This is a genomic window from Anabaenopsis arnoldii (assembly GCF_028331025.1).
GTDB lineage: Bacteria > Cyanobacteriota > Cyanobacteriia > Cyanobacteriales > Nostocaceae > Anabaenopsis > Anabaenopsis arnoldii.
On record NZ_JAQMUH010000185.1, the window covers coordinates 81,529 to 99,412 of the forward strand.

Genomic DNA, 17,884 nt, shown 5'->3' on the forward strand with positions numbered 1-17,884 from the left:
CAGCCGAAGCAGTAGGGTGTCTTTGATAGCACCATTGAAGGGTTATTTGTGGAGTCTTGAAGAATTACCCGGCTTCTAGCCCAGGAGGGTATCAAACCCACCTAATTATACTGCTAGATAAACAATGCTGGAGAAACATTAAAAAATTCTCCTAAAGCTTTGGCTTGACCTTTACTAATTGCTCTTTTCCCATTGACAACTTCGCAAACAACTCCTTTCGAGCCAATAATTCCTACTAAGTCAGATTGTTTAATTCCCTGAACATCCATTAAGTGCTTCAGAATTGCACAAGGGGACGATGCTTCAATGGGATACTGCTTGTTTTCAAATTCTTCAATAAGAGTTACTAAAAGCTCTAGTATAGCAGTTTGCTCTGGCGTACGTTGTTTACAGGCCATTAATTGCTCAACTGTTTTTAAAGCGCGATCGCATTCTTTTTCTGTGGTGATAACTTGAGGTTGATACTCTAGCAGAAGTTGACTGTAAGTGATTCTGTTAAAAGAAGTCGTCATATTCCTTTGCGCCCGCTTGGCGGCGACCCAACATTAGGAGGATTTTCCCCCGTTATCGGCGGGGACCCGTATCATGGCTTACTTCAATCCACAAAAGTAAGTATGAAAGTTAACAGTTATCAATCTAATATATTATTATATAATAATTATATCTAGTTCTCAAAAGAAAGGGTCATTTTTCCATTTATCTTTACTATATTCAGCGTGGGTTAAAAAATATTTGTAATAAACTGTTTGAATTTCATAATCAATACTCACAATGAGGCGATAGGCATTACCTTTAATAATATTGAATACTGTAAAATTGCTGACCACATCTGCTGTGGGGTAAACTTGTGCCATGATGCAGATTTCACAACTTGATACCAAGAGTTAATAGGTTCTACTGCATCTGGGTATTTACTAGCATCAGCTCGTAAGTTGCGAATGCTGATTAGGTGCATTTTGCCGGTTTATATCAAACTAGATGTTTTTTGTCTCACTTAATTTAGGTTCTCATTTTGAGAACTAATTGTCAAGGTGATTTCTCGGTATCCATGCCCATCTTCTATAATTGATGGGATAACTTGCATATATAATCATAGGCATGAGACTGTGACAGAACCTGGAAGCTACAAAGATACGGTAAACTTACCCAAGACTCAATTTGAGATGCGGGCTAACGCGATGAAGCGGGAACCCGAAATTCAAAAATTCTGGGCAGAAAATCAGATTTACGATCGCCTGTCGCAGGAAAACCCCGGCGAATTATTTATACTCCATGATGGGCCTCCCTACGCCAATGGCTCATTGCATATTGGTCATGCCTTAAATAAAATTCTCAAAGATATTATTAACCGCTACCAATTACTGAGAGGACGTAAGGTTAGATACGTCCCTGGATGGGATTGTCACGGTCTTCCTATTGAGTTGAAAGTTCTGCAAAACATGAAGTCAGCAGAACGGCAAAGTTTAACGCCTTTGACACTGCGACAAAAGGCGAAAGAGTTTGCTTTAGGTACAGTAGATGACCAACGGGAATGTTTTAAACGGTACGGTGTGTGGGGTAACTGGGAACATCCCTATCTGACTTTGAAGCCGGAATATGAAGCGGCACAGATTGGGGTGTTCGGCGATATGGTGTTAAAAGGATACATCTATCGTGGTTTAAAGCCGGTTCACTGGAGCCCTAGTTCTAAAACTGCTCTAGCTGAGGCGGAGTTGGAATACCCAGAAGGTCATGTTTCCCGCAGTATCTATGCAGCTTTCCCGGTAACAGGTCTGTCTGAGGCGGCTAAACCTGTTTTGGGTGAATTTTTACCTCATTTGTCTGTGGCTGTTTGGACTACGACCCCTTGGACTATTCCGGGGAATTTGGCTGTGGCGGTAAATGGTGATTTGAGTTATGCTGTGGTGGAGGTTTCACCCACAGACCCACCGTCGCACAGAGAGTTTTTGATTGTAGCGGCTGATTTGGTAGAGCGTTTGTCTGCTATTTTGGCTGTGGATTTGGCTGTGAGAGCCACTTTTGATGGGCAGATTTTAGAACATACTACTTATCGTCATCCTTTGTTTGACCGGGAAAGTCCCGTGGTGGTGGGTGGTGATTATATTACCACTGAGTCCGGTACTGGGTTAGTACATACTGCCCCCGGTCATGGTCAAGAGGACTATATTGTGGGTCAGCGTTATGGTTTACCTATCCTTGCTCCCGTGGATGATCATGGTAATTTTACTCAGGAGGCGGGTGGTTTTGCTGGGTTAAATGTTTTGGGTGAGGGAAATCAGGCGGTAATTGATGCTTTGACTGCTGCTGGTTCTCTGTTGAAGGAGGAAGCTTACGCTCACAAATACCCCTATGATTGGCGGACAAAAAAACCTACAATTTTTCGGGCGACTGAACAATGGTTCGCTTCGGTGGCTGGTTTTAGGGAAGCAGCTTTAAAGGCGATCGCTGGTGTAAAATGGATTCCAGCCCAAGGGGAAAATCGCATTACGCCCATGGTGGCGGAGCGTTCTGACTGGTGTATTTCCCGTCAACGGACTTGGGGTGTCCCTATCCCGGTGTTCTATGATCAAGGGACGGGGGAAGCACTGCTAAATGAGGAAACTATCAAGCACGTTCAAGGTATTATCGCTGCAAAAGGTTCTGATGCTTGGTGGGAAATGTCGGTGGAGGAGTTGTTACCGGAGTCTTACCGCCATAATGGTAAGTCTTACCGCAAGGGTACTGATACCATGGATGTATGGTTTGATTCTGGGTCTTCTTGGGCGGCGGTGGCTAAACAACGTCCAGAGTTAAGCTATCCTGCTGATATGTATTTGGAAGGTTCTGACCAACACCGGGGTTGGTTCCAGTCAAGTTTGTTGACTAGTGTAGCTGTAAATGGTGTTGCACCTTATAAAACTGTACTGACTCACGGCTTTGTTTTAGATGAACAGGGGCGAAAAATGAGTAAGTCTGTGGGGAATGTGGTTGACCCGCAAATTGTGATCAATGGCGGTAAAGACCAGAAGAAGGAACCTGCTTATGGTGCTGATGTGCTGCGTTTGTGGGTGTCTTCGGTTGACTATTCTGCTGATGTGCGTCTGGGTAGTAATATCATTAAGCAATTGGCTGATGTGAGGAACAAAATTCGCAATACAGCGCGGTTTTTGTTGGGTAGCTTAGATGATTTTGACCCGGAAACGGACGCAGTACCTCTGGATGATTTAGCAGAAATTGACCGCTATATGTTACACCGGATGACTGAGGTGTTTACAGAAGTTACCACAGCTTTTGAGAGTTTCCAATTCTTCCGCTTTTTCCAAACTGTCCAGAATTTCTGTGTGGTGGATTTATCCAATTTCTATTTAGATGTTGCTAAGGATAGGTTATACATCAGTGCGCCGAATTCTTTGCGCCGTCGCAGTTGTCAAACGGTGTTGCAAATTGCTTTGGAGAATTTAGCACGGGCGATCGCTCCGGTTTTATGTCACACTGCTGAGGATATCTGGCAATTTATCCCCTACCATACACCCTATAAGTCAGTGTTTGAATCTGGCTGGGTACAGGTAGATGAAAAATGGTTAAATCCTGATTTAGCGGAATTTTGGCAAGAATTGCGCCAAGTTCGCAATGATGTGAATAAGGTGTTAGAACAAGCTAGGGTAGAAAAAATGATTGGTTCCTCCCTGGAAGCAAAGGTTTTGCTGTACGTGAAGGATGATCAATTACGTTCCCTGGTGAAAAAACTGGATTCTGACAATGGTAATGGTATTGATGAACTGCGCTATCTGTTTATTACTTCCCAAGTGGAACTATTAGAGACTCCAGAAGCATTAGCAGATTTAAAATACAATTTGCAATCTGATAGCTGGGGAATTGGGGTAGTAGATGCGGAGGGGAAAAAATGCGATCGCTGTTGGAATTATTCTACCCATGTAGGAGAATCAGCAGAACACCCCCTACTGTGTGAGCGTTGTATCCCAGCTTTAGCAGGAGAGTTTTAATCAAATACAGAATCTCACCCCCCACCCTCAGAGGATGTCTGAGGGTGGGGTAAAACCCATGGAACCCCGTTACAACTTCTGTAATAATTCCTGAGTTAATTGATTAAATGCTTTGGAACCTGATGACTGAGGCGCATTTAAAACTACAGGTAGAAAACTATCCACAGCTTTGGCGACATTCATATCAACTGGTATTTGGGCTTTACAAATTTGTTCTACACCAAAGTCTTCAATGACGCGGTGCATTACTTGTCGATAATATCTAGCGTTGAGAAGATTAGAACTAGCCATTGTAAAGACAATTCCCAGCATTTTGATATCTATTTTGGCTTCTTGTTCGTGACTGTCCTTTAATTGACCAATACGTCGTTCTAATAGCTGGATACCAACCACAGATAAGGGTTCGGGTTTAGCGGGGAGAATGTAAAAGTCACTCGCTGCTAAAGCACTCCGGGTTAATAAATTATAGCCCGGCGCACAATCTAAAAGGATGAAATCATACTCATCACGCACTGGTTTTAAAATATTATTGATCAGGACTCTTTCAAAGCGATTCCATACAGTTTCAAAATCTTGTTCACCTAAAGCTATTGCTTGTTGGTGCAGCATTTCTGACACAACAAATTCATCATATAAGTCAATATCTCCGGGTAATAAATCTAGTCCAGGAAGATTACAAACCTGAGCTTGGATAATATCATGAATTGTCAGTTTTGCGTCTGGTTCAGGGTTGATAATTTGGTCTATTAAATATCTAAATGTTTTGCGGTGTTTGCGAAGTTTAGCAAACTCTAAAGGAGACATCATGCTAAGTGTAGCACTGATTTGGCTGTCTAAATCTAAGACAAGTACCCGCTTACCGTGATTTTGCGCTAAACAGGTGGCGATGTTGACTGTAAGGGTGGTTTTACCAACGCCGCCTTTCATATTTGCAGTAGCTATAATATATCCCATTGGTGAATTCCTCTGATGACGCGTTCCCATATTTAGGTAGGGTACACTGTTACTCAATAATTAAAACTTGTATAAAGTTAATATTTTTGGCATATTTTGGGAAACTTATTTTACAGCTTAAAATGAGGGTATGTAAATCTTTTGAGCATACAAGCTCTGTAGTCGCTGCATTTGCGCCCCTATCTGGTAAAGCAAATCACCTTTACCCAACAGGTAAGCAGCAGATGTTTCTGTCCCTCCCAGGACAATTTTTGAGTCAGCTTCGCTAGCAGTTCGCAGGGCGATTCTTCCCGGTAAGTTAGAACGGATAATGGGGGTAACAATACCCGCTTCTGGGCGCTGTGTGGCTATAATTAGATGTATACCTGCAGCTCTAGCCATTGCTCCCAAACGTTTTATACTTAATTCTAATACTTTACGGACTGCTTTTTCTGCCATAAAGTCGGCATATTCATCAAAGATGCAGACAATACGGGGTAAAGGGTGGGGGGAATTTTGATTATAGGTGATCAAATCAGGACATCTGGCGTTCTCCAATTTGTGGTAACGAGATTCCATTTCTGTAACTAATTCTTCCATGAGTTCTACAGCGCGATCGCTGTCTTTGACTACAGGAGAATATAACCAGGGGATTTGCTCAAATTCTGGGAATGTGACTCTTTTGGGGTCAACTAGTGCAATTTTCAGATGTTGGGGAGAATGATGATATAGTAAACTTAAGAGGAGCGATCGCAAAAACTCACTTTTACCGCTCCCAGTAGTACCACCTACCAAAAAGTGACAAGTATTCGCATCGGATAAATCAGCCTCTATCAAATCTCCTTCTATACTCACCCCCATAGCGATTTTTATCGGTACTGTGGGTGGTAAAAATTCCTGTTGAATATATGTTTCAAATCTAGCAACTTGACGCTGTGGACGTGGTAAATCAATGCTGACATAACCAGCTTGGGGAGCAATCAAAGGCGGTCGTTCTAAACCCAAGTGTACTTGTAAATCTGCTGATAATTTCATAATGGCATTGACTTTTACACCTAAATCAGGTTTAAGCTTCACCCTGATAAAAGCTGGACCAATCGCCGCACCCTGGTACTCCACGGGTACTTTAAAAGATTGCAGAGTATTAACTAAATCCTCCCCAATAGCATCAGCATTTACAGACTCTCCTCTATTATTTTCCCAAGTATGATCTTGAGTAACTTGATTGTCCCTGTTTTCAGGAACCACACTAAAAAAAGTCCCACACTTTTGCTGCTGGGGACAAATTTCACACAAATGAACCTGAGTTGTTACAGGTGGCCCATCGGGTTGGGGTGGTTCCCAACTCAACCATTGCTGCATCTGTAATAATTTGTAGGGAATCAGTTGATGTATTGTACTTTCTAGCTGTTCCCAAGAATATTGATATTCTTTAAACTCCGGTAAAACACAATAAACCGATGCATCCACAGCCACCTTTTTAGTTTGCCATAGCATATAACTATAAAGTGAAACCTGGGCTAATTGCGCCGATGGGTCTACAGGCTGATAGGTCTTAAATTCTACCACACACAAACGTTTTTTAGCCAAGTTAAAAACTAAGCAATCAAATTCCCCCCTCACCCGTTGCTGTCTGCCATCAGGTAAAGTAAAGTAATGCTCAAGGCTGGATTCTCCAGATATGAAAGTCTGACTAATTAAACTTTCTCCATCGCAATAACTACGATTAGCGATTAACAACTGTGCAAAGCGTTTAATCAGTCCCTGTAAGCCCTCCCAAACTTTTAATAAAATTACTACTGTATCAGGGTAGTTTTGGATTACTCTTTCTAAGTATGGGTAAAATATTAATTTATAAAATATTCCTTGCATTCTAGAGGCAACCTCCTCTATATTTAGCAAGTATGATTCTGGCTCAAATAAAGTCTGAAATTCAGGTTCTACTAAAGCTAGTTTGATCAACTCATCTGCTAATTTGTGAAAGTGGTTACCAATACCTCTAGGAGTATCAGGGGGTAAAAATATTGCTGAGTCGCCAAATTTATGATTTAAATAAAAAAGCCGCGGACATTCAAAAGCGATTCTCACCTTAGTAGGATTTAAGGAGGGGTGAGAAGGTCTTTCTTTTACCGGTTCTGAAATATTATTTTCCATATCTAATAAACTCCGATGTACAGCAGCTAAATACACTGTATCCATAGCTGCATATTGTAATTGCTTTTCGCTCAGGGGGCGTATTCCCCAGTCGCTTGCTCCTGATTCCGCATCTACATTGACAAAGTGACAAAGTTCTGATGCTAAGGTTTTCAGTTTTAAATTAGAAACTTGCAAACGTTCACGGGTAATTTTTCTGGCTATTTTTAGGGTACAGGTAACATTAGTTGCTAGTTCTCCCCCTAAATACCTCAGGTCAAAACTAGCATTGTGAAAAACCTTTTCAATACTAGAATTAACCATGATTTGATTAATAAACTTTGTGGCTAAATGATATTGATCTAATACATCCAGAATATAAGCAGATACCCCTGTTAAATCTTTAGAGTCAGCTAACACCTGAATTAGGGATAACCGGGGATTTTGAGTGTACCAATCTGCAATTTCTGTATCTACCCATAGGAGTTTTGTAGATGCTAACTCAGATATTACATATTTAATTTCGCCTGGGTCTGTGAGGTACTGCATTAACTTTAATTAAGTAAACAAATCACTTGTTCTTTCACTTCAGCATGGGGGTTAACAATTTTTACTTTCTTTTCCTGACATAATAAATCAATTAATAGGTGAGTTTCAGTTTCTTTGAGATTGGGAAACTGACTTGCTGCTTGGGAAATTAGAATAGGGACACCCAGAAAAGCTTGGGTTGTGATGACATTTAATAAAAACTCTTTGATTGGTCTGAAATCTTGTTTAGCATTTCTATTAAAGTTGCTATCATCATTAGGTTCAGGTTTGGTAATAATTCCTAAATCTTGCAGTAAAACACATTTGTGCAATACTTTACACTCACGGATAAAGCTTTGTAATGTCTGTAAATTAATGTTTTTCTTCCCTATAAATAATTCTTGGCAAAGTGCCGAATTAACTAAAGAATGGTAAGTAGCTAAGTGATGCACTGATTGAATAGTCGGTTTAATGTGAATATGTTGAGTATTGTTAAAAATCTGGCTATAGATCTCATAAGATTTCAGTTGTGGTTTTCCTACATTACTAATTCTAATTAGGACAAGTTTCTGACATAGATTTTGCTGAACTGCTTTATCACAGGCGTTCATTACATGGAAGAAATTCATCATGTTAGAATCTTCTGTCCATACAACACCTATTTTTTGTCTACTACCACGATGTTGATAACTCAAGGAATAGCTCGCATATTTACCTGCAATCATTTTAGATTTTACGGACTGCAATTGTAATGCTTCTAATGCTTCTTGCAGCATCCGCACTAACTCAGGAGATGACAATAAGGAAATTTTACTCAATTTCCCTTGATACTTTTTATATTCTTGTTGCCATAATAATTGAAATTCCGCCCGATCTTTCTCCTCAGAATCGAAGCTCCCAGAAAAATCATTCTTTCTGACTTTAAAATTTATGGGCTGTTTTTGTGGCTGTTGTGGTAGGTCAATTAATATAGTTTGTCCAATATTCAAAAGGGAAACTTTATATTTTTGGTACTCTGACCTTCCCAACATTAACGCATTTCGGGGATTAGTTTTACCACCGGGGAAATTTTTCTCTAATAATTGAATATTTAAGGGAAAAATAGGTGATTCCGGCTGGGGTTGGGCTTGTTGATATATTGTTTGTAACTGGTAGTACCACAGTGCTTCTGCTTGTTTGAGGTCAATCTGTTTTAGGAATATTTCTCTATCGATTCTCGCTCGGTCAGATTCGGGAATATGATCCCGCGTTTGCTTCCAAGGATCTAACACTAAGGTAATTATTATGAGAAAATTGTAGATATTTTCATTATGAATAGTAGTGTTTACCCTAAATATGGATTGCGGATTAGATAAGAAATTGGGTATACTTTCTACCTGATCAAAACATAAAACAATGGGCTGAGTAGCGGTGGATATTTTACCAAAGTTAGCCAAAATCTGCTTGGCTGCATCTTCTGTGTCAATACATTGCTTAACTCTTAAAGTCTGCATTGATTCTTCACTTAAGTCATCACCTCTCAACCACTCGCAAGCGAGGGGATAAAGTTCTGGATCTGTGAGGTCATGTAGAACTCCAAAATAATGATCTGGGTTGTAAATACCAGCAGTTTGATACTTTCTTTTCAGTTGTTTAATAAATTTTTGACGATCATTTAGCAATAATTGCCAAATACTATCATTAAATGGTTTATTTTTTAAGTTTCCTTGAGTGAAGGCTGATAAATTTTTCAGCCACAGAATTAGTTGAGATTCTTGCTGTCCATCTGGTACCTGAATTAAACTGTCAACGGTAGCTCGTAAGATATGACGCCAAATATAATTATCATCTACCCAGGGAGTTATATAAGCAAAAAAAGCCTTTGGGTTGAGTTGACGCTTGACTCTACCTAAAAGATAGCTTTTACCGGAACCAGAATCACCTATAAGTAAAATTGTCCGACTACTATTATCTTTAACTACTAAATTCAGCAGGTTTTCAGTTTCTGTGATTACCTCTTGATGGATTGACTCAACCATAGAGTTTAACTCTTGACTTTGACCCCAAAAATTACCCGTCCTCAAGTTTACTAAGTCAAAGGGGTTAACTTCGCGTTTAATAATGTCGTTAATAGATGCCATAATTGATTCAGGTGAGGGAGCGAACTTGATTGATAAACTAATGTATCTATTGGTCGTTCACAATTATAAAGAACAAGGAACCACCGACGTTTTGCGGAATACCTGCATTAATTTCTTGTGTGGTGTACCGTGTAGGATCTAACAATGAACTCAATTCAATTTTGTCAGTTTTTTGCAACCGATACAGCGCCTGGTCTAGTTCATCTCGTGACAGTGGCGGTTGTAACTTCTGACGTAAGTGAAAAATGGGTAAGTAATTCCTTGTACCTAGTTCTTTATCTAACTGTTGAATAATCTGTAAAATATCTTCATCACTAAAATTAAGAGTTGTTTTTGCAGTAGTAATTTCCGCTACAGCTACATTACCGCGTAAATGCTTGCGCAAAAACCGGAGGTAATTATTGAGTAAGTCTAGGCTAATATTTGCCGTTCCTGTGGGGGTGTATTCATCCCGTAAGAACTCCATTCCTCTTTCAGTTAGCCACACTTGAGATTTTGTTGTTTTGATTTTGAGTTCAATTGCAATCAAACCCCGGTCATTCAGGGTTTGTAGTACGGTGTCTCGTTCAGCAGCTTTGAGTGAGGTGATTTTACTGGGGGTGATTTTACCGGATGTTTTAGCAATCTTCTGTAGTACTTTGAGTTCTTTGGCTGGAATGGGAACTTGAGTTAAATCAAGTTTGAGCAGTGCTTGACCAGGGGGGAGAATTTTAACGCTAGCAATCTCACGAGAATAGTCTACCAGCTCGCGATCGCCTAAACTCTGGCAAGTTCGTTTACTACCTTTAAAAGCACTACTAGTCAGGCTGGCTCGATAATTTATACATCCGAGCAATTTTAACAGAAACTTTAACTCATTAGTATCCATACCTGTCAGCCTGATTTGCTATTTCCTAGAAAAATTGACAGTACATATTATAACATTCAGTCTCAGTTATCTGGGAGTATAGGTAAAAAATACTTCTGAGCCTTTGATATCAAGTCCGCCTTGTGTATTCTGGGTCTGGAGGGATTAGTTATGAAAAATTAAACTAATTTAACAGTGTGCTATCAGTAAGAGCATGGTTGGTAATTAGACATATATGTAAACCCATAACCAAAGGTAGAAGTTAATGATCGTAAACAAGTTTAAAGTTTGAAGAGTATGGAAGCACATCGCTACACCTGAATAATCGCCAGTAGAAAACCTTCAATATACAATGTACAAATATTGTAAGATTATATTTACCAAACTTCTGAGAACCCTATTTTGTGTTACCTTAAAGAAATAGTATAGCAGTCAAATATACGTACGTACATATTCAAGGAACCTATGGGCAATAGTTGCTGCTTATTCAAAGTTAGTTTCATGATTGAGGAGCTTGAAAACTGGCGTAGTTTATCCTGGTATTCTGCTAGGAGACCTTTTTTTGCTCAATCTCTGCAAGTAAGTAACGAGAATTTAAGGTGAATATAGAACAATTTATTCAAAGTGCAGAAGCATTACATAGCCGTTTAGCAGATTTGTACCAAACAGCTAACGTATTACCTTGGATTCCGCCTGAACTGCTACCCCAAGCTATGAAAGAACTTTATAGTAGCTCCAAAATGGTGCGGTCAGCAGCAGAGGAACTTTATCAGCAAAATGAGGAGATGATTCAAACAAGCAATTGGCTAGAAGCTGAACGCCAACGCTACCAGAATTTATTCGACTTTGCACCAGAAGCTTATTTAGTGACTAATACCGCGGGAATCATCGAACAAGCGAATCTGTCCGCAGCTAAATTACTCAACATTTCCAGACCATTACTAGTAGGTCAAGCAATAGTTAATTTTCTCCCTCTGGAAGAAAGACAGCCCTTTCGAGGTGAACTCAGCCAGCTATACCACTCGGACAGAGTCACAAGATTAAGAGTCCGCTTACAACAAAATGAATGTGAGTATTTTGACGCAGCTTTAAAAGTGTCCGCAGTCCGTAACCCAGAGGGTAAAGTAAACTTTCTCTGTTGGCTGTTGCGTAATATCAATGAAGGTGAGAAACAGAAAACAGAAGCGATCAATTATGAGAGTGATTTGATTCATGATCGACCTGTATATAAACACCTGAAAGGAGAAAGCATTCCCCTCAATCCTTTAGTTGTTTGGTATGTACGCCAGGGCTTAGTGAAGCTCAATACTTTTTGCGAAACTGGGGAAGAAATATTCATAGGATTAGCTACCAAAGACATGATTTTTGGCTCTCACATGACCTCTCTACCCATTTATCAAGCCGTAGCCCTGTGTGATGTTGAATTAAGCTCAATTTATGTAGCAGAAATAGCAGCTAACCCAATGCTCAGTCATATGCTGTTACCAAAAATTAATCAACGCTTACAACAGACGGAATCTTTTTTAGTTATTACAGGTAAGCGTCGGGTGGAAGAAAGACTATATCATCTGTTGCAACTTTTGAAACAGGAAATAGGTGAGCCTGTACCACAAGGGACTCGCTTAAGTGTGCGATTAACTCATGAAGATATGGCTAGTGCTTGTTGTACTACTAGAGTAACAATTACCCGATTGATGGGAAAATTACAACAACAGGGTTTGATTAGTTTTGACCCCAAAAAATATATTATTTTAGGGGATTAATTATCCCTTTAGGGACAATTGATGAATTGTCCCTAAGAGGATGTTTGATAAGTTCTCCACAGGTAATTTTTATTTTAGGGAACAGGGAACAGGGAACAGGGAACAGGGAACACCGAAGGATTGGGGAACACACAAAAAACAATAAAATCCAGTCCCCTCCCCTTACAAGGGGAGGGTTAGGGTGGGGTCAAATAATATTCGATACACTAATCATGACTTGACAAACATCCTCTAAGAGGATGTCGGAGATTTCTAAATGGGGAAAAAAATAACTATTTGCCCTTTCATCTCCCTCTACTACCCGCTAGCATCAACTTTGAATCCCAAGTGTAAACGCCAATTTTGTCGGGTACTCTAGAGAATCGCCCTATGCGATAACCTCGTGATAGTTCATTAAGAACTTTACTCTTGACTTCTCGCACTTGCTGATCATCTAGTTCACCATAAAGACCATTAATGATTTGCGCCACACTGAAAACCCTCCCTGAATGTTTTTCCAAGAAATCCGAAAGAGCATCGATCAAAAATCGACCTTCAAATTCTTTAACCATGGGTATGGCATTTGTCTGGGGGATAATCTGCGGTTTCTTCGGTTTATATTTCCCGGTAGGAGAGTAACTTTTAGTTTTGTTGGACTTAACTAAACTTAACTTGAGAGTGTAGCAACCAGGTTCGTCAGGAACGACTGACCAGGCGCCCCTTTCTTTCCCCTGTGTCAGGGAGGATTGCACTCTGGCTTTAACAACTCTAAAGATGGGTGATGCTAAATCTCCATAAAGCGATCGCACAATAAAGTCTATATGACAGACAGTACCAATATGTTCTTCTAGAAGACTTTTAATAGCTTCCATGCGACTTTGAGATTGATACTCAGGTACCATGGGGATATCTGGGACTTTAATTGATTGATCTTGACTTTCTAGAGATGTTGCTGGTGCGCGAGGCTCTGTAATCTCTGTATTTTTCCCATTTAAATTCTCTGACTCTTGAAGTTCAGACCTGGCGGACTTAAGAGTCTTATCAGGTATGGATAACAACGAGTCTGTTTCAGGTGGGTAGGAAACTTCTGGAAGCATTTCAAGTTTTCCCACATCCTGAGCATCTGACCCAGAAGACCAATGAGATAACAAAGAATCTACATGATGCAGCTGCGATCGCGCCTGTGTGTATAAGGTTTCATACTCTTTAACCAGACGAGCATAGTAGTCTCGTAATTCCAACAACGGCGAGATAAAAACTTCAGGGGGTGCTGATGGTAGTCGATTATTCATAAAACTTCAAATTATCCTAAATTGACATCACTTTTATAAGTCATTGCTCTGGGTTTTGCTTTTTTAGATGACTCATGGGATTTTCTTGGTGCTTGTGGTGGCCGGCATTGTTCGCAATACAATGGACGAGGCCCAAAGGTCTCGCGTTGTGTAGTTTGGTCGCATTGCTTACAGACGAAGTGGAAAACACGAGTATGAATCTGTCTTTTATGCGCCCGAACAGTATACTCTCTAACATCAATGAACTTACTAGGCATAATCCAGAACGGTGAGTTTTATTCCTATTAATATAACTATTCAAGCAAAGGAAATGTGATCAGTGTATCTTCAATTGTAAGTTTTATTCAAGTCATTGATTGGAATCAAGTTAACTTGGGAGGAACCAATAGGTTATCTTTTTGAGATACATATAGTTAATTATCACCATTGATCTGTAGATAATTTCTATGTCTTTGGGTTACTAAATATAGAAATTAGACATATTTTGAGCAATATTTCTGACAAATCATCTGAATTGTTCAGCTTGCACTTAAGGTTATGGCTTTTGATGCTACGTGTAAAAATCTCATCCAAAACTGTCTGACAATAGCAACAAACCCTTATCTGATTCCACCTATTTTTTCATACCCAAATAGTTAGTAGCCTTAGAGAAAAACATCTCTTGAACTAGGTTTCTCAGTTTTTACCCCGACTGCGTGAACTACAAATACAGCATATTTCATCTGAGTGAGGTACACAAGGGAGGTTATGGACTCTTGTTAATTAAAGTAAATCTCAAAATCCTTCTAGCTTTGATTTTGCAGTTTCATCACCAATCTTTGTAGTTTCGTTCACAAGGAAAGGCAATAAAGCACCACCAACAATCACCGCACTATCCACAAAACTAATGGAGGTAATCTTTAAAAGGTTCCTTAATGGTGGCATAGCTAAAGCCAACAGTTGTATAATAAGAGAACCTATAATAGCAGTATTTAAGTAGGTATTATTAGGTAATCTATCTTGACTAAATATGCTGTGGTTTTCCGAACGGCAGCTAATGGTATGTAGTAGTTGTGCGGTTGTTAGGGTCATACAGGCCACAGTACTAGACCGGGATCCTGTACCATATCTGAGGATAGCATAAATGTATGCTGCTAAAGTACTCACAGATATTGTTCCCGACTCAAAGACAATTCTACCCAAGTCAGAATTTTTAATAATTGGTTCATGAGGATTTCGCGGCGGCTGACTCAATACGTCAGGTTCTGGTGCTTCCATAGCTAGGGACAAACCAGGGAAAATATCACTGATTAAATTGAGCCACAGCAGTTGAATAGCATTTAAGGGTTCACCTAAACCAGCAGCTGTAGCGGTGGTCATGACCATGATTTCGCTGAGATTGGTAGAGAGGAGGAAATGCACTGATTTTCTAATGTTGTTATAAATAGTCCGCCCCCGACTGACAGCAATGATCATAGTTTCTAGTCTGTCATCTTCTAGGACAATATCTGCCACTTCACGCGCCACATCAGTTCCTCCCTTACCCATTGCCACACCGACTTGCGCCGCCTTCAGTGCTGGCGCATCATTAATACCATCCCCGGTCATGGCCACCACTTTTCCCGCTGCTTGCAAAGCTTGGACAATTTGCAGTTTATTGCTAGGACTGATACGGGCAAAAACGTTAACTTTATCGCTGACTGCTGTCAGTTCATCGGGAGTCAGACTTTCAAGGTGGGTAGCATCCAGAATCTCTAATTGGGAATCTTGACTTAATTCTAATTCCTGAGCGATCGCATAAGCAGTGGAACTTTGATCACCAGTAACCATCACCGTCTCAATTCCAGCTTGATGAAAATCCCCAATTAATTGTTTCACACCCATTCTAATCGGGTCTGTCATCCCCACCAAACCCAGCCAAATCAGGTTGGTTTCATAATTATCAGAATTGCCATGATCAACATAGCTATAAGCTACCCCCAACACTCGCAGAGCCTTTGCAGCCAAGCGATGGTTTTCCATTTCAATTACCCGCCTGTCTTCTGCTGTTAAAGGCACAACTTGGCCATTTTTCATCCACCATTGACATAAGTTAATCATTTCGCCGGGGTTACCTTTAACTGCAATCAACTTGTGATCATTGTCAATGCGATGAATTGTACTCATAAGATTACGGTTTTCACTGCGCAGATTAGTTTCTAACAGTTCATACTTTTGTCTGAGTGCGATGACATCCACCCCAGCACTAATTGCCAAGTAAATCAAAGCATTTTCCGTGGGCGAACCTGTAACCGCATACTCACCATTATCCTGTAGAGTGACTTCACTTTCGTTGCACAGAACGGATATATGAATCAGCTTTAACAGTTCATCATTGCTGTAGGGGTTAAGATTTTCTTCCTCCACAGTAATTTGTTGAGTGGTTGTACGTATTTCCACTACCAACATTTTATTTTCTGTAATTGTCCCGGTTTTATCCAAGCAAATTGTTTGTACAGAACCCAAAGCCTCCACAGCCCTAAGACTGCGAACCAGGACATTATTCTTCCTCATCTCACGGATACCTAAAGCCAGGGTTGTGGTAGCAATTGTGGGCAAACCTTCAGGAACAGCCGCTACCGCGAGGGATATAGATGATTGCATCATTGTTAATAAACCATATCCCCGCAGCACTCCCAAACCAAAGACAAAACTACAAATTCCCATACCCAATAAAACCAGTTGATTTCCCACCTGGTCTAGTTGTCTTTCTAGCGGGGTATCTGTAGCTGTGGACTGATTCACCAGTTGTTGGATTTTGCCCATTTCTGTAAATCTACCTGTGGCCACAACCACAGCCAATCCTTGACCGCCAGTGACAAAAGTTCCTTGATAGACCATGTTCAAGCGGTCTGCTAAAGGTATATTTTCACCAGACACAGGCGCAGTAGTTTTAGTAATGGGGATGCTTTCCCCAGTCAGGGGAGATTCATCAACAATCAAGTTATCAGCTTCCATGAGTCTGGCATCTGCGGCGATATAACTACCAGATTTGAGCAATAAAATGTCTCCTATAACCACGTTCTCTGTAGGTATTTCCACCTGCTGACTATCTCGAATTACCCAAGTTAATATTTGCTCTTGACTTTGGAGAGATTGAATGATTTTTGCTGATTGGCTTTCTGTGGTGTATCCAATGAAGGCATTCAGACCCACAACACCCATAATTACCACAGCATCTATTATCCCCCCGGTAATCATGGCAATTCCGGCCGCTCCCACTAGTAAAGCTACTGGCAGAGATTTAAACTGGTCAATTAAAATATTGCTAGGGGAACGGGTCGGAATTGCAGTTAAAACATTTCGCCCATATTTACTGAGGTTTGCTATGGCAGACTCACTAGATAAACCTGATATTTTCGCAGAATTTAACCTATCTATGACTCTATCTGCTGTCATTAAATGCCAATTATCGGTGTTTTCTTGGTTGGCATCATTAATAACTAATCTCTGATTATTTAACCAACTTTCGGTTGGAGTCAAACTAGATTTTTCTTGAAATTTTCTTAAAGTTGTCTCAAGAAGTAAACCTATAGTCTGAAAGCTATGTTTATTTGTGAAAATAACCAGAATATTACTAGTTAACGAATTAGCAGAAACATAAATTATTTCTGGGTTATTACCAAGCGATCGCTCTAAATATCTTTCTAGTAATAGCGAACCATAAAGTTGATTAACCTTGTATCTAGCTCTCCCTTTAACTTTAGTGTGTATAGCCTTAATCACAGCAAAATTTGCTCCTGTAACGCCGCTAATAGCTGAGAATATTATAATTTATCTAGCAGTTTTGCATCTCCCTATCAAGTAACAATCCCCTGCATTTTCTGCCAGGGGAGTGTCAACCTGTGAATAATTTAGTTTTTTTCCTTTAGTTGAGCAGTACCTTGGCCATGAGAATTTTCTATATGTTGGTTTAAACTTTCAGCCATCTCAATGGCGACAATAATTAATTGCTCTTCCATAGCCCCATTACCGCCCTCATCACTAACTTTTGGGTAAATATGAGGGTTAGATAGCATAGCGGCCAGCAGTTGAGATGCAGTTTGTTGGAGTTGATTAAGTTGTGACACCCTTATTCCGATACTTTTTTGCTAACATTTACTAACAAATACACTCTTTAAGAGAGGGCGTATCAACCAATGCACGTAGGAAAATCCCCCGCGCACCATTTATGTCCCGGCTCATTACCCGCCCATCAGATGGAGACTTAACGAACTTAGCACCACCAAGGTTGGGGATGATTTCACCAGTCCAACTGACTGTTTTTGATGTGTACGCTTCGTTCACA

The 17,884-nt window shown here is 40.2% G+C and carries 12 protein-coding genes and 1 pseudogene; 2 read left to right on the forward strand and 11 right to left on the reverse strand.

Annotated features, from left to right (window positions below):
* Window positions 1-113 precede the first annotated feature (113 nt).
* Together PN457_RS16525 and PN457_RS16530 are read right to left on the reverse strand one after the other, a co-directional pair.
* Window positions 114-512, reverse strand: coding sequence for a helix-turn-helix domain-containing protein (locus tag PN457_RS16525; RefSeq protein WP_271734590.1), 399 nt, complete (start codon window positions 510-512; stop codon window positions 114-116).
* 159 nt (window positions 513-671) lie between these two features.
* A pseudogene (locus PN457_RS16530) lies at window positions 672-955 on the reverse strand (type II toxin-antitoxin system HigB family toxin).
* A 151-nt stretch (window positions 956-1,106) separates the two neighbouring features.
* On the opposite strand from PN457_RS16530, the gene ileS reads away from it, so the two are divergent.
* Window positions 1,107-3,983, forward strand: coding sequence for an isoleucine--tRNA ligase (gene ileS, locus PN457_RS16535; RefSeq protein ID WP_271734592.1), 2,877 nt, complete (start codon window positions 1,107-1,109; stop codon window positions 3,981-3,983).
* A 69-nt stretch (window positions 3,984-4,052) separates the two neighbouring features.
* On the opposite strand, the gene PN457_RS16540 is transcribed toward ileS, so the two are convergent.
* The 4 genes from PN457_RS16540 to PN457_RS16555 form a co-directional block, all read right to left on the reverse strand.
* Window positions 4,053-4,937 carry a ParA family protein gene (locus tag PN457_RS16540; protein ID WP_271734593.1) on the reverse strand — a complete coding sequence of 295 codons (885 nt, stop codon included), beginning with the start codon at window positions 4,935-4,937 and terminating at the stop codon, window positions 4,053-4,055.
* A 117-nt stretch (window positions 4,938-5,054) separates the two neighbouring features.
* On the reverse strand, window positions 5,055-7,598 hold the full coding sequence (locus tag PN457_RS16545; protein WP_271734596.1) for a DNA translocase FtsK: 2,544 nt from the start codon (window positions 7,596-7,598) through the stop codon (window positions 5,055-5,057).
* Window positions 7,599-7,603: 5 nt separating this feature from the next.
* On the reverse strand, window positions 7,604-9,697 hold the full coding sequence (locus tag PN457_RS16550; RefSeq protein WP_271734597.1) for an ATP-binding protein: 2,094 nt from the start codon (window positions 9,695-9,697) through the stop codon (window positions 7,604-7,606).
* A gap of 46 nt (window positions 9,698-9,743) precedes the next feature.
* Complete coding sequence (locus tag PN457_RS16555; RefSeq protein ID WP_271734599.1) at window positions 9,744-10,565, reverse strand: transcription factor RcaD; 822 nt, start codon at window positions 10,563-10,565, stop codon at window positions 9,744-9,746.
* Window positions 10,566-11,143: 578 nt separating this feature from the next.
* On the opposite strand from PN457_RS16555, the gene PN457_RS16560 reads away from it, so the two are divergent.
* Window positions 11,144-12,307, forward strand: coding sequence for a helix-turn-helix domain-containing protein (locus tag PN457_RS16560; protein ID WP_271734601.1), 1,164 nt, complete (start codon window positions 11,144-11,146; stop codon window positions 12,305-12,307).
* Between the two features lie 284 nt (window positions 12,308-12,591).
* Here the strand turns inward: PN457_RS16560 and PN457_RS16565 are convergent, their stop codons facing one another.
* The 5 genes from PN457_RS16565 to PN457_RS16585 all read right to left on the reverse strand — a co-directional run.
* Window positions 12,592-13,578 (reverse strand): hypothetical protein, encoded by a 987-nt coding sequence (locus tag PN457_RS16565; RefSeq protein WP_271734604.1) that lies wholly within the window; start codon window positions 13,576-13,578, stop codon window positions 12,592-12,594.
* Between the two features lie 11 nt (window positions 13,579-13,589).
* Window positions 13,590-13,835: a hypothetical protein gene (locus PN457_RS16570; protein WP_271734605.1), complete on the reverse strand. Its 246-nt coding sequence runs from the start codon at window positions 13,833-13,835 to the stop codon at window positions 13,590-13,592.
* Between the two features lie 517 nt (window positions 13,836-14,352).
* Window positions 14,353-17,322, reverse strand: coding sequence for a cation-translocating P-type ATPase (locus tag PN457_RS16575; RefSeq protein ID WP_271734607.1), 2,970 nt, complete (start codon window positions 17,320-17,322; stop codon window positions 14,353-14,355).
* Window positions 17,323-17,450: 128 nt separating this feature from the next.
* Window positions 17,451-17,666 (reverse strand): hypothetical protein, encoded by a 216-nt coding sequence (locus PN457_RS16580; RefSeq protein ID WP_271734613.1) that lies wholly within the window; start codon window positions 17,664-17,666, stop codon window positions 17,451-17,453.
* A 31-nt stretch (window positions 17,667-17,697) separates the two neighbouring features.
* Window positions 17,698-17,884: zinc ribbon domain-containing protein (locus PN457_RS16585; RefSeq protein WP_425332781.1), on the reverse strand; the 187-nt coding region annotated here is incomplete at its 5' end.